General features: G+C 68.9%; 11 protein-coding genes. 6 read left to right on the top strand and 5 right to left on the bottom strand.

Features of this window, described 5'->3' with window-relative positions:
* The first annotated feature begins 25 nt into the window (after nucleotides 1–25).
* Nucleotides 26–163 (top strand): hypothetical protein, encoded by a 138-nt coding sequence (locus tag DIE02_RS35570; protein ID WP_185641015.1) that lies wholly within the window; start codon nucleotides 26–28, stop codon nucleotides 161–163.
* Here the strand turns inward: DIE02_RS35570 and DIE02_RS18725 are convergent.
* Entirely contained in the window at nucleotides 157–915 is a 759-nt protein-coding gene (locus DIE02_RS18725) for a hypothetical protein (RefSeq protein WP_124521195.1), read from the bottom strand. The genes DIE02_RS35570 and DIE02_RS18725 overlap by 7 nt on opposite strands.
* Nucleotides 916–1,063: 148 nt before the next feature.
* Nucleotides 1,064–1,543 (bottom strand): hypothetical protein, encoded by a 480-nt coding sequence (locus DIE02_RS35565; protein WP_185641017.1) that lies wholly within the window; start codon nucleotides 1,541–1,543, stop codon nucleotides 1,064–1,066.
* A gap of 52 nt (nucleotides 1,544–1,595) precedes the next feature.
* Here DIE02_RS35565 and DIE02_RS18715 point away from each other — a divergent pair, with 52 nt between their 5' ends.
* The 5 genes from DIE02_RS18715 (at nucleotide 1,596) to DIE02_RS18690 (ending at nucleotide 6,631) form a co-directional block, all read left to right on the top strand.
* On the top strand, nucleotides 1,596–2,003 hold the full coding sequence (locus DIE02_RS18715; protein WP_124521193.1) for a hypothetical protein: 408 nt from the start codon (nucleotides 1,596–1,598) through the stop codon (nucleotides 2,001–2,003).
* Nucleotides 2,004–2,110: 107 nt separating this feature from the next.
* The gene (locus tag DIE02_RS18710) at nucleotides 2,111–2,923 is read left to right on the top strand and encodes an alpha/beta fold hydrolase (RefSeq protein ID WP_124521191.1); all 813 of its coding nucleotides are present in this window, start codon (nucleotides 2,111–2,113) and stop codon (nucleotides 2,921–2,923) included.
* Between the two features lie 185 nt (nucleotides 2,924–3,108).
* Entirely contained in the window at nucleotides 3,109–4,278 is a 1,170-nt protein-coding gene (gene ampC / locus DIE02_RS18705) for a class C beta-lactamase (RefSeq protein ID WP_124521189.1), read from the top strand.
* Nucleotides 4,279–4,526: 248 nt separating this feature from the next.
* Complete coding sequence (locus DIE02_RS18700; RefSeq protein ID WP_124521187.1) at nucleotides 4,527–5,438, top strand: NAD-dependent epimerase/dehydratase family protein; 912 nt, start codon at nucleotides 4,527–4,529, stop codon at nucleotides 5,436–5,438.
* A gap of 290 nt (nucleotides 5,439–5,728) precedes the next feature.
* Nucleotides 5,729–6,631, top strand: a complete 903-nt coding sequence (locus DIE02_RS18690) for a LysR substrate-binding domain-containing protein (protein ID WP_124521185.1) — start codon at nucleotides 5,729–5,731, stop codon at nucleotides 6,629–6,631.
* Between the two features lie 138 nt (nucleotides 6,632–6,769).
* On the opposite strand, the gene DIE02_RS18685 is transcribed toward DIE02_RS18690, so the two are convergent.
* The 3 genes from DIE02_RS18685 to DIE02_RS18675 are packed head-to-tail and all read right to left on the bottom strand — an operon-like array spanning nucleotide 6,770 to nucleotide 12,584.
* Complete coding sequence (locus DIE02_RS18685) at nucleotides 6,770–8,164, bottom strand: efflux transporter outer membrane subunit (RefSeq protein WP_124521183.1); 1,395 nt, start codon at nucleotides 8,162–8,164, stop codon at nucleotides 6,770–6,772.
* On the bottom strand, nucleotides 8,161–11,352 hold the full coding sequence (locus DIE02_RS18680; protein WP_124522890.1) for an efflux RND transporter permease subunit: 3,192 nt from the start codon (nucleotides 11,350–11,352) through the stop codon (nucleotides 8,161–8,163). The genes DIE02_RS18685 and DIE02_RS18680 overlap by 4 nt, the downstream gene beginning before the upstream one ends.
* Complete coding sequence (locus tag DIE02_RS18675; protein ID WP_124522888.1) at nucleotides 11,349–12,584, bottom strand: efflux RND transporter periplasmic adaptor subunit; 1,236 nt, start codon at nucleotides 12,582–12,584, stop codon at nucleotides 11,349–11,351. The genes DIE02_RS18680 and DIE02_RS18675 overlap by 4 nt, the downstream gene beginning before the upstream one ends.
* Nucleotides 12,585–12,651 lie beyond the last annotated feature (67 nt).

Raw genomic sequence — 12,651 nt, 5'->3', positions numbered from 1 at the left:
CGACGGGGTGGCCGACGCGTGCGTCGTGCCGGTCCGGGATGCCGGGCTGCGCACGCAGCCCGAAGTCGCGATGACGGCGACGGTCAGCCGCCATCCGCTAGCCGAACTGCTCGCGCCGCTACGCGTTGCGCAGCGCCAGCCGTTCGCGCCCGCGGCTCATTGACCGAGCAACGCCGGCAGGTTGCCCTCATAGAGATGAACGCCCGCGTGGACGGTCTGGAACCACGAACACGCATACAGCTTGCCGCCGCACATCCGCCATTTCTTGCAGAAAGACAGATCCTCCGACAGCGAGCGCCCGTCGGGTTCCCTCAGGAACTCGAAATGCTCGTACATGGAGGTCGAATTCGGCGACAGGTTCCGATAGCTCGGCGGAAACTGGACCTGCGTCTCGGGATAGGCCTGCGCCATCGTGTCGAACACGGGGCGCGCGATCATCATCAGGCCGGCGCCGCCCGAGTGGATTTCGGAAACCGAATCGAGCTGGATCCGGGACTGTGCACCGTCCACCGCATACGCGGTCTGGCTGTAATCGGCGCTGAACAACGCGAGCCGCTCGGGCGGCGCCGACGGATCCGAGCGCGCGGCCTCGGCGACCGCCGCCCAGTTGATGCTCTTGGACGGATACAGCCCGAGCATCACGTCGTGCTGCTGTTCGAACATCCGGATCACGTCGCTGCCGCGAAAGCCGATGTCCGCATCGATGAACATCATGTGCGACAGGCCGCTGTGCAGGAAGCGCTCGACCGCGACGTTTCGTTGCTGATGCAACAATGCGGTGCCGCTCAGGTAGAAGTATTCGAACGCGAGGCCGGCGCTCAGGCACGCATGCTGGAGCTCCAGCAGCCCGTTCACGTAGGGCAGGTAACACATGCCGCCGTAGGCGGGCGTGGCGACGAAAATGCCTTGTTTCATGATCGGACGGCCTGCGTGGGCGGTGCCCTGTTCGTGCTGCGCGAGAATGACGACTCCGACCCGGATCTTACCCTGCGTCGCGGCCCGCCGGTCGGCGTTTTTCAGTGCGGCGTCGTCGCGTCTGCCGCTGCCGTGCGCGCCGCCGTCGTTACGGACGCAGCAGGTCGAATCCGCCGAACACGACCACGCCGCTGAGCGCAATCATCGCGACCGAATGCTGGCCGAAATAGAGAATCGCGGCCGCGAGCCACGTGGTCAGGCAGAAGGCGCCGATGCGGGCCATCGTGAATTCCTCGAAATGCGTGATGAAGGGGGGCGTGCCGAAGTCGGCGCGTCGCATGTCGATGCGGGCGCGGGGCTCGCGTTGCGACGGCGCCGGACGGCATCGCGTATCGGGCCCGACCGGGCGGGCACCGACGCGGGGTAGCCCGCGAGGCCTTGCCGGAAGCAGCCGGTGTGCTGCGGCAGCAGGCCAGCCGGCGATTTTACCAGCGTCGACGGCCGGCCAATCTGGCCCCTTCGCGACGATCGGCGGTACGCGCACGGCGCGGGCATCTCGGGGCATCTCAGGGCAGCTGGAAAGGCGCGGCTCAAGTTTCATCCGACGAATACCGTAAACCGGTTGCAAGGTTTCCCCTGTTCAACCAACCCGAGTCGCACACTCACTACGGACCGATACGATGCAGATCGACCCTTCTTCCGCCGCGCAGACCTCGCCAGCCGCTGGCAACGCGACCGCCAACCAGTCCGGCACCGGTGCCGCGTCGCCGGCGGGCGGTGCCGCGCAGTCGGACGGCGCGGGGCAGACGCCGGGCGCGTCGGGATCCTCGGCCGAGGATCCCGCGGTAAAGCAGTTGAAGCAACTCATCGAGCGCCTGCAGAAACAGCTTGCGCAACTGCAGCAGCAGATGGCGGCGGCCGCGCAGCGCGCGAAGCAGGATCCGGCCGCGACACTCGAGCAGCAGACGCTGGGCGCGGAAGCCAGCACGATCTCCGCCGCGCTGTCGACGGCGATCGCGCAGCTTGCGCAGGCGATCCAGAAGTCGGGCGGCTCGACGTCCGGCGCGCTGGTGTCGACGCAGGCCTGAAGGCACGACGCCGCGCCGTCGCGCACCGCAGCGCGCGGACGCGTCGCGGCACGCCGTCGCGCGCATTACAATCGCAAGCTCGTCTCCCTCGCAAGGAAGGCAGAACGATGAACGCGGAATTCGCCGACGACGACCTCGTCCGCTTCGACGCGCAAGGCGGCGCGCTGCTGCCGGCGGCCGACGCCGAAGGATGGCTGGACCACGACGGCGCGCGCATCTGGCACGCGTCGTTCGGCCACGGCCCGCCGGTCGTGCTGCTGCACGGCGGCCTCGGCCACGGCGGCAACTGGGGCAACCAGGTGCCGGCGCTGCTCGCGGCCGGCTACCGCGCGATCGTGATCGACAGCCGCGGCCACGGCCGCAGCACGCGTGACGATCGCCCCTATTCCTACGAACGCATGGCCTCCGACGTGCTGGCGGTGCTCGATGCGCTGCGCATCGGGCGCGCACGCTTCGTCGGCTGGAGCGATGGCGCGTGCGTGTCGCTCGTGCTGGCCGCCCGCGCGCCGGCGCGTGCGGCGGGCGTGTTCTTCTTCGCGTGCAACATGGATCCGGGCGGCACGAAGGAGATGATGCCGAGCCCGCTGATCGACCGCTGCTTCGCGCGGCACCGCAAGGACTACGTGCGGCTGTCCGCGACGCCGGACCGTTTCGACGCGTTCGTTGCCGCCGTCAGCGAAATGATGCGCACGCAACCGGATTACAGCGCGGCCGACCTCGCGGCGATCGCCGTGCCGGTCGCGATCGTGCAGGGCGAGCACGACGAGTTCATCCGCCCCGACCATGCGGCGTATCTCGCGCGCACGATTCCGGACGCAACGCTGACGATCCTGCCGGGCGTGAGCCACTTCGCGCCGCTGCAGCGGCCGGCGCGCTTCAATGCCGCGATGCTGGCGTTTCTCGACCGCTTGCCGGACTGACACGCGCGGGACCGGTTCACGCGCCGCATAAGATTTTCTTTAGGCTCGCGCAACATATCGTCGATTGTCGGTTGGCGGCCGGCAGCGGATAGTCCTGCTTCGACGGGACGGCTGGCGCGGCGTCCGCGCGGCGCGGCCGAATCCGTTGTTCATGCAACCATCTGAAAATCGAAGGAACCGCACCCATGCGATTCAACGCGATCCGCATCGCCGCGACCCTGTTCGTCGCCGCATGCGCCGCCACCACGGCCGGCCGCGCGGCCGCCGCCACGCAGGACGAGATTCACGACACCGTAACCCGCCACGTCGCACCGCTGATGAAGCAGTTCGCCATTCCCGGCATGGCGATCGGCATCGTCGCCGACGGCAAGCCTTATGTGTTCGACTACGGCGTGATGTCGACGCAAACCGGCCAGCCGGTGACCGGCGACACGCTGTTCGAGATCGGCTCCGTCAGCAAGACGCTGACCGCGACGCTCGCATCCGACGCGCAGGAGGGCGGCGAGCTGTCGCTCACGGACCCGGCCGGCAAGTATCTGCCCGCGCTGCGGGGCAAGCCGTTCGGCCGCGTGACGCTGCTCGAGCTCGGCACGCACACGCCCGGCGGGATGCCGCTGCAGGTGCCCGACAGCATCCGTGACGACGCGGGCCTGATGCGCTATCTCGACGCGTGGCGCCCCGCGTACGCGCCGGGCACGCGGCGCACCTATTCGAACGTGGCGATCGGGATGCTCGGGCAGCTCACCGCGATGGCGATGAACCGCGACTTCGCGGGGCTGATGGAACAGCGGCTGTTTCCCGCGCTCGGGATGGCGCACACCTACATCAACGTGCCCGCCGCGCGCCAGGCCGACTATGCGCAGGGTTATACGCAGGACGGCAAGCCGATCCGGATGACGGGCGGCATGCTGTGGCAGCCGGCGTACGGCGTCAGGACGACGGCGGCCGACCTGTTGCGCTTCGTGCAGGCGAACATGGGGCTCGTCGAAACGGCGCCGCGGTTGCAGCGTGCGCTCGAACGCACGCACACCGGCTATTTCCACGCGGGGCCGTTCACGCAGGACCTGATCTGGGAACAGTATCCGTATCCGGTCGCATTGCCGACGCTGCTCGCGGGGAATGCGCCGCCGATGCTTCACGACGCGACGCCCGCGATCGAACTCAAGCCGCCGCTCGCACCGCGCCCGGACGCGTGGATCAACAAGACGGGGTCGACCAACGGCTTCAGTACCTATGTCGCGTTCGTGCCCGCGAAGCGGCTCGCGATCGTGATGCTCGCGAACCGCAGCTTCCCGATCGAGGATCGTGTGAAGACTGCGTACCGGATCGTCGAGTCGCTGGGCGGCAAGCCGTAGCCTGGAGGATCCGGCACTGACGCGGCGCCGCCGCCGATCTTCCCGCCCGGATCAAAACTCTTTTCGCGATCCGCCTCTTTCGCCGCCCGCGCGCGGCATCGATACTGACGCTACAGGCCGCGTTGCGCAGGTTCGACGCGCCGCACGGCCGGCATCGACGGCCCGCGCCCATCCGACACCGGTGCGCGCGGGCCGACTCATTTCCGCGAGGCGCGGGCAGTTTCGCGGCCTCGCCATCGGAGCGGTGGATGAAGGGCATCAAGGTATTCGTGACGGGCGCGGCCGGCTACATCGGCGGCTCGGTGGCCGCACGGCTGGTATCGGAAGGGCATGTCGTCACCGGGCTGGCGCGCAACGGCGAGAAGGCCGCGACACTCGCGGCAGCCGGCATCTTGCCGGTCATCGGCACGCTCGACGACACGGCGCTGCTGCATGCGTTCGCGAGCGACGCGGACTGCGTGATCAACGCGGCGAGCAGCGACCACCGCGCATCGGTCGAGACGATCGTCGCGGCGCTGAGCGGCTCGGGCAAGACGTTCCTGCATACCAGCGGCACCAGCGTGATCGCGGACGACGCACAGGGCGCGCACGGCGACGCGCCGGTGTTCGACGAAGCGACGCCGGTCGTCGCGCCGGCCAAGCCCGAGCGCCGTGCGATCGATCAGCTCGTGATGTCGGCGGCGACGCTCGGCATCCGCTCGGCGGTGATCTGCAACAGCATGATCTACGGCGACGGGCTCGGCATCCGGCGCGACAGCGCGCAGCTTCCGCTGCTCGCGGCGATCGCGCGCGAGGCCGGCGCGGTCCGCGTGATCGGCAAGGGGTTGAACCGCTGGTCGAACGTGCATGTCGAGGACGTCGCCGATCTCTACGTGCGCGCGATGCGGCACGCGGCGCCCGGCGCGCTGTATTTCGCGGAGAACGGCGAAGCGTCGTTCGCGGACATCGGCGCGGCGCTCGCCGCGCGTCTCGGTTTGCCGTCGGTCGTCGAGTGGGACATCGCCGAGGCCGAGCAGGTGCTCGGCCACTCGCGCGCGCATTTCTCGCTGGCGTCGAACAGCCGCGTGAAAGCCGTGCGCGCGCGGCAGGAACTCGGCTGGGCGCCGCAGCATGGCGCGATGCAGGACTGGATCCGCCACGACATGCCGATCGCGGCCTGACGCCGCAGAATTGCTTCGCAGCACGCAGCACGCAGCACGCAGCACGCAGCACGCAGCACGCAGCACGCAGCACGCAGCACGCAGCACGCAGCACGCAACACGCAACACGCAACACGCAACACGCGCCCTCCCGGGCGCGTGCGCCCCCCGGCCCGCGATCGCATTGCTCGGACAATATTGGCCGCGCATTCTTGAATCTGAATCAACTATGATTCGCGCCGGCTCCCGCTTATCAAACGGGCGCTGCGGCACTATCGTGACGATTCTGAAACCGTCACCGATTCCCGACCATGAAGACCACCCTCGACGAGATGCTCGCATTCGTGACCATCGCCGATACCGGCTCGTTGACGGGGGCGGCGGACAAGCTCCACCAGCCGACGTCGGTGATGAGCCGGATCCTGCGGCGTCTCGAGGAAAAGCTCGACACGACGCTGATCCGCCGCACGACGCGCCGGCTCGAAGTGACGGAAGAGGGCACGCTGTTCCTCGAATACGCGCGCGAGATCATCGCGTCGGTCGAATTCGCCGAGGAACAGCTCGCCAGCCAGCGCGAGAAGCCGGCCGGGCGGTTGCGCATCAACGCGGCGATGCCGTTCATGCAGCACGTGATCGCGCCGATGATGCCGGGCTTTCGCGAAGCGTTTCCGGCGATCGCGGCCGAACTGCATACCAGCGACGAAATCATCGACTTGCTCGAACAGCGCGCCGACGTCGCGATCCGGATCGGCGAGCTGCGCGATTCGACGCTGCACGCGCGCAAGCTCGGCAGCAGCCGGCTGCGCATTCTCGCGAGCCCCGCGTACCTGGAGAAGGCCGGCGTGCCGACGCGCGTGGCCGATCTCGCGGACCATACGCTGCTCGGCTTCGTGCAGCCCGAAACGCTGAACCACTGGCCGCTGCGCACCGCGGACGGCGACGTATACCGGATCCATCCCGCGCTGCAGGCGTCGAGCGGCGAGACGCTGCTGACGCTCGCGCTTAACGGCGCGGGCATCGTGTGCCTCGCCGACTACATGACGGGCACCCATCGCCGCGACGGCAGCCTCGTCGAAGTGCTGGTCGACGACACGACCGAATTCCGCCAGCCGATTCACGCGGTCTACTATCGCAACGCTACGCTGTCGTCGCGCATCGTCAGTTTTCTGGACTACTTGAGCGCACAGCTGAAGGAAGGCGGCGATATCGACTGAAGGGGCGCGCAAACCGCCGCTCGTCTCGTGCGAAGGGCGACGTGTTCGATCGATATCGGGCACGTCGCCCTTTTTTCATGGCGACCGACGCGACCAACGCGACCGATGCGCCGCACCAGCCGCATCGCACCAACCCGCCTACTGCCCGAGCGCGGTCATCAGCCTGACCTGCGCGAGCATCTCGTCGGTGCGCGCCTGCGCGAGCGAATCCTCGGCCGCGAGCAGCGAGCGCTGCACCTCCAGCGTGTCGATGAACGCCGATTCGCCGCTGCGCCACGACCGGTTGATCTGCGCATAGGCATCGCGCGCATTCGACGCCGCGCGTTCGAGGCGCTCGGTCCGGCTGTGATCGCGGGCGGTTGCGGCGAGCGACGTTTCGACATCGCTGACCGCGCCGAGCACGGTCGAGCGATAGGCGGCGACGGCCTGATCGGCCTGCGCGCGTCGCAACGCGACGATGCTGCGGCGCCGTCCGCCGTCGAACAGCGGCGCGCTCGCGCCGGCGCCGGCCATCCAGGCGAGCGAACGCGCGAGCGTCGCGCCGGAGAAGCCGTCGACGGCCGCGCCGATCACGCCGATCAGCTGCAGGTGCGGCCTGAGATCGGCTTCGGCCACGCCGATGCGTGCATACGCGGCGACGACCCTCGCTTCGGCGGCGCGCACGTCGGGCCGGCGGCGCAGCAGGTCGGCTGGCGTGCCGATGCCCGGCGCCGCTGCCGTCCACACCGGCCCCGGCGCGGGCGGATCGAGTTGCGCATAGACGTCCTGCGGCGTCGCCGCGGTGATGATCGACAAGCGGTGAATCGCGGCCTGCCGCTGCAACTGCAGCACGGGCAACTCGGCGAGCGTGGTTTCCGCCTGCGCGGCGGCGCGGTCGACGTCGGCGATCGGCACGACGCCCGCGTCGAACAGGCGCCGCGTCGATGCCTCGGTGCCGCGCTGACTCTCTGCGTTCGCCTCGACCAGCGCGAGCCGCTGCTCGAGCCCGCGCACCGTCACGTAGGTGCGCACGGTTTCGTCGATCGTCGCGATCCGCACGGCCGCCGCGTCGTTCTGCGCGGACGCGATGTCGGCGTCGGCGGCCGACACGCCCTGGCGGATGCGCCCGAAGATGTCGATTTCCCACGCGACGCTCGCATTCAGGTCGAACGCATTGCCGGTCGTCGGCGTGTCGGTCGGGAACGCCTGCGACGCGGACAGACGCTGACGGCCGGCGCCCGCATTCAGATCGAGCGACGGGAACCACTGCGACGCGGCGCCGATCCGTACCGCGCGCGCCGCGTCGATGCGCGCGACCGCCGCCTTCAGGTCGAGGTTGTTGGCGAGCGCGCGATCGACCAGCCGGTCGAGAATCGGATCGTGAAAGCCGTGCCACCACGCGTCGGTCGCGGCGGCAGGGCCGGCGGCGACGAGATCCGCGTTCGCGTAGGTCGCGGCGAGCGGCGGCGGGGCGACGGTGGCGACCGGCGCGCTCGTGCACGCGGTCAGGACGGCCGCCGCGGACAGCGCGGCCACGAGTCGGATGAATTTCATTGCACCACCTCCGCGGCCGCCGCCGCGACGCCGGATTTGCGTGTCGCGAGCCGGCGGACCAGCACATAGAACACAGGCGTGAACAGCAGCCCGAAGAACGTCACGCCGATCATCCCGAAGAACACGGCCGCGCCGACCGCCTGGCGCATTTCCGCGCCGGCGCCTTCGGAGATCACGAGCGGCAGCACGCCGAGAATGAACGCGAGCGACGTCATCACGATCGGGCGCAGCCGCTGCACGCACGCGTCGACCACCGCGTCGACCAGCTCCCTGCCGTCGGCCTCGAGCTGCCGTGCGACCTCGACGATCAGGATCGCGTTCTTCGCGGCGAGCCCGACCAGCACGATGAAGCCGATCTGCGTGAGGATGTTCACGTCCTGGCCGAGCGCGCGCACGCCGAGCGACGCGGCCAGCAGGCACATCGGCACGATCAGCAGGATCGACACCGGCAGGCTCCAGCTGCCGTACTGCGCGGCGAGCACCAGATAGACGAGCAGCACGCACAGCGGGAACACGAGCAGCCCCGTGTTGCCGGCCGTGGTCTGCTGGTACGACAAGTCGGTCCATTCGAACGAGATGCCCGGCGGCAGCACCTGCTTCGCGAGCGTCTCCATCGTCTTGATCGCAAAACCGGAACCGAGGCCGGGTGCGGTATCGCCGTTGATCTCGGTGGCCGGATACAGGTTGTAGCGCGGTGCGCGATCGACGCCGAGCGTGTCGTCGATGCGCGTGACGCTGCCGATCGGCACCATGTCGCCGTCGCGGTTGCGCACCTTCAGGCGCCCGAGGTCGGAGGCCGTCACGCGGAACGGCAGGTCGGCCTGCGCGGTGACGCGATAGGTGCGCCCGACGATGTTGAAGTCGTTGATGTAGGTCGAGCCGAAATACGTTTCGACCGCGTCATTGATCTCCTGGCTCGGCACGCCGAGCATCTCCGCCTTCTCGCGATCGAGCTCGACGTGAACCTGCGGACTCGTCGCCGAGTAGGGCGTGTAGACGCCGACCATGCCGGGCGTGCGGTTCGCGGCGTCGACGAGATCCTGCGTCGCCTTCGCGAGCGCGGCCGTGCCGAGGCCGTTGCGGTCTTCGAGCCGCATCGCGAAGCCGCCCGTGCTGCCGAGGCCCTGCACCGGCGGCGGCATCGCGACGACGATCGACGCTTCGGTGATGCCCGCGAGGCGCTTGCGCAGCTCGGCCGCGATCGTGTCGATGGTGAGGCCCTGCGCCTTGCGTTCGGGCCAGGGCTTGAACACCGGGAACAGGCCGGCGCTGTTCGCCGAATTCGTGCCGGTGGCTGCGTTGACGCCGGAGAACACCGGCACGCGCGCGACGCCCGGCACCGACAGCGCGATGTCCTCGATCTTGCGCGCGACCGCGCTCGTGCGTTCGAGCGTCGCGCCGTCGGGCGTGCGCACCAGCACCACCAGGTAGCCGCGATCCTGCGCGGGAATGAAGCCCTTCGGGCTCGATACCAGCAGATAGCCGGTCGCCGCGATCAGCACGACGTACAGCACGCTCATCGCGGGAATGATCCGCACGAGCTTCCTGACCAGCGCGCCGTAGGCGTCGGACACGCGCTGGAACACGCGGTTGAAGGCATCCGCGAAACGCTGCACCGCGCGCATGAGCGGCGCGAGCAGCGCGACCGTGCGCGACGTCGACGCCGGCGCATCGTGCGCGGAGTCGTGCGCCTTCAGCATCATCGCGGACAGCGCGGGCGCGAGCGTGACCGACGTGAAGAACGAGATCGCGGTCGACACGGCGATCGTCACGCCGAACTGGCGGAAGAACTGGCCGGAGATGCCCGGAATGAACGAGGTCGGCACGAACACCGCGCACAGCACCAGCGTGATCGCGAACAGCGCGCCGCCGACTTCCTTCATGGTCAGCAGCGTCGCATCGCGCGGCGCGGTGCCGGCCGCCAGGTGCCGCTCGACGTTCTCGACCACGACGATCGCGTTGTCGACGACGATCCCCACCGCGAGCACGAGGCCGAACAGCGTCAGGTTGTTGATCGAGTAGCCGAGCACGGCCATCGCCGCGAACGTGCCGACCAGCGACACCGGAATCGACAGGATAGGGATGATCGAAGGCCGCCAGCCCTGCAGGAACAGCAGCACGACGAACACCACGAGCACGACCGCCTCGTAGATGGTCTTCACGAGTTCGTGGATGCTGTCGCCGATGAACGCGGTCGGGTTGTAGCCGATGTTGTAGACGATGCCCTTCGGGAACGCCTTGCCGAGCTCGGTCATCTTCTTCTCGACCGCGTCCATCGTCGCGACCGCGTTCGCGCCGGGCTGCTGCAGCACCTGCAGCGCGATGGTCGGGTGGCGCAGCATGTAGCTGTCGGTCGCGTACGCGAGCGCGCCGACCTCGATGCGCGCGACGTCCTTCAGCCGCACGAGACGCCCGTCCTGCCCCTGCTTGACGACGATGTCGCTGAAATCCTCGGGCCGCTTCAGGCGCCCTTCGAAGATCAGGTTCGGCTGGAACGCCTGGTTCGTGATCGGCGCCTGCGCGACCACGCCGCCCGCGAGCTGCGTGTTCTGCGCGCGCACCGCGGCGATGAGGTCGCGCGGGCTCAGGCCGAACGACGCGACGCGTTCCGGGTCGAGCCAGATGCGCATCGAGTATTCGCGCGCGCCGAGCGGGTTGATGTCGCCGACGCCGTCGATCCGCTTCAGCACGTCGGCGACGTTGCGGATCGCGTAGTTCGACACGTACAGCGGATCGTAGCGCTGGTCGGGCGAGTAGATGAAGATCGTGCCGAGCTGCGTCGGCGACGACTTGCGGACCGACACGCCGCTGCGCTGCACGGGCTGGGGCAGGCGCGGCGTCGCGAGCGCGACGCGGTTCTGCACCAGCACCTGCGCCTTGTCGACGTCGGTGCCGGGCTTGAACGTCGCGGTGATGTTCAGGCTGCCGTCGGAGGTCGCCTGGCTGTACATGTACAGCATGTCCTCGACGCCGTTCACTTCCAGCTCGATCGGGGTCGAGACGGTTTGCGACACGGTTTCCGCGGACGCACCCGGGTAGCTCGCCTGGATCACGACGGTCGGCGGCGCGATGTCCGGATACTCGGACACCGCGAGCGAGAAATAGGCCAGCGCGCCTGCGATGGTCAGCACGATCGACAGGACGATCGCGAGCACCGGCTGCTGGACGGACAGGCGGCCGAGGTTCATTGCGCGCTCCCGGTCGCGGTTCTGGACGCAGCGGTTGCGTTCGCAACTTTTTCGGAATTCGTCGCATTCGCCATCTGCGCCGCATCGATCGCGCGCGGCACCGCATTGACCTGATCGCCGGCCTGCACGCGCTGGAAGCCGTCGACGATCACGCGGTCGCCGGCCTTCAGCCCCGCATCGATTTCACGCAGGTTGCCGAACAGGCGGCCGGGCGTCACCGGGCGCACCGATACGGTGCCGTTCGCGTCGACGAAATACAGCACGCGGCGCGTCGCGTCGGTCGCGACGGCCGAATCCGGCACGAGCAGTGCCGCGTGCGCGACGCGGCTCGACAGCGACACGCGGCCGAACTGGCCAGGGCTCAGGCGCCCGTCCGGATTCGCGACGCGCGCGCGCTGGCGCAGCGTGCCGGTCGAATTGTCGAGGCGGTTGTCGACGAAATCCATCGTGCCCGACAGCGACGGCTTCGCGTCGCCCGGCAGCGCGATCGCCACCTGTCGCGACGACGCGCTGCCGCCATGTTGCGCGGCTTCGCGCGTGTAGCGCAGGTAGCTTTCCTCGTCGACGTCGAAGTAGATGTCGATCGGGTCCTGCGACACGATCGTCGTCAGCACCGTGGCTTCGCTGTCGCCGCCCTTCACGAGGTTGCCCTCGCTGACGCGCTTGCGGCTGATGCGCCCCGACATCGGCGCGACGATGCGCGTGAACGACAGGTCGAGCCGCGCGCGTTCGAGCGCGCCTTGCGCGCTCGTCACGTCGGCCTGCGCGCTTTGCACGGCCTGGCGGCGCTGGTCGTACAGGCTCTGCGCGATGGTGTCGGTCTTGATCAGGACGCTGGCCCGCTCGAAATCCTGCCGGCTCAGCTTCAGTTGCGACTGCGCGCGCTCGAGCGTGCCTTGCGCGGCCGTCACCGCCGCCTGGTACGGGCGCGGATCGATGACGAACAGCAGGTCGCCTTTTTTCACGGTCGCGCCATCCTGGAACGCGACGCGTTCGAGATAGCCGCTCACGCGCGGGCGCACGTCGACCGTGTCGACCGCTTCGAAACGGCCCGTGTAGACGTCGACGTCGTTCACGTTGCGCGCGACGGGTGCGCTGACGATCACGTTCGGCTTCGGGGCCGGCGCGGTGTCGTCCGACCGGCAGCCCGTCAACGTGAGCAATGCGGCGAGCGGAAGGGCGGCCAGCACGGCCGGTCGCGCGAAGCGCTTCAATCCTGGGTAGCTGTTCATGTTGTTCGGGGTATCGAATGACGCGCACGGCGCCGGATGGTGCGCAGTATCGTGCGTGGCGCGCGAT

The sequence above is a fragment of the Burkholderia sp. Bp8991 genome, assembly GCF_003853795.1.
GTDB lineage: Bacteria > Pseudomonadota > Gammaproteobacteria > Burkholderiales > Burkholderiaceae > Burkholderia.
The sequence above is the reverse complement of the archived record's forward strand: the minus strand, read 5'-3'. Positions and strand labels throughout refer to the sequence as shown.

Bases quoted from the DNA above. Each gene is read 5' to 3' on its own strand.
- DIE02_RS18715 (WP_124521193.1), top strand. From the start codon at position 1,596: ATGCAGATCGACCCTTCTTCCGCCGCGCAGACCTCGCCAGCCGCTGGC.
- ampC (WP_124521189.1), top strand. From the start codon at position 3,109: ATGCGATTCAACGCGATCCGCATCGCCGCGACCCTGTTCGTCGCCGCA.
- DIE02_RS18725 (WP_124521195.1), bottom strand. From the start codon at position 915: ATGAAACAAGGCATTTTCGTCGCCACGCCCGCCTACGGCGGCATGTGT.
- DIE02_RS18700 (WP_124521187.1), top strand. From the start codon at position 4,527: ATGAAGGGCATCAAGGTATTCGTGACGGGCGCGGCCGGCTACATCGGC.
- DIE02_RS18680 (WP_124522890.1), bottom strand. From the start codon at position 11,352: ATGAACCTCGGCCGCCTGTCCGTCCAGCAGCCGGTGCTCGCGATCGTC.
- DIE02_RS18690 (WP_124521185.1), top strand. From the start codon at position 5,729: ATGAAGACCACCCTCGACGAGATGCTCGCATTCGTGACCATCGCCGAT.
- DIE02_RS18675 (WP_124522888.1), bottom strand. From the start codon at position 12,584: ATGAACAGCTACCCAGGATTGAAGCGCTTCGCGCGACCGGCCGTGCTG.
- DIE02_RS18685 (WP_124521183.1), bottom strand. From the start codon at position 8,164: ATGAAATTCATCCGACTCGTGGCCGCGCTGTCCGCGGCGGCCGTCCTG.
- DIE02_RS18710 (WP_124521191.1), top strand. From the start codon at position 2,111: ATGAACGCGGAATTCGCCGACGACGACCTCGTCCGCTTCGACGCGCAA.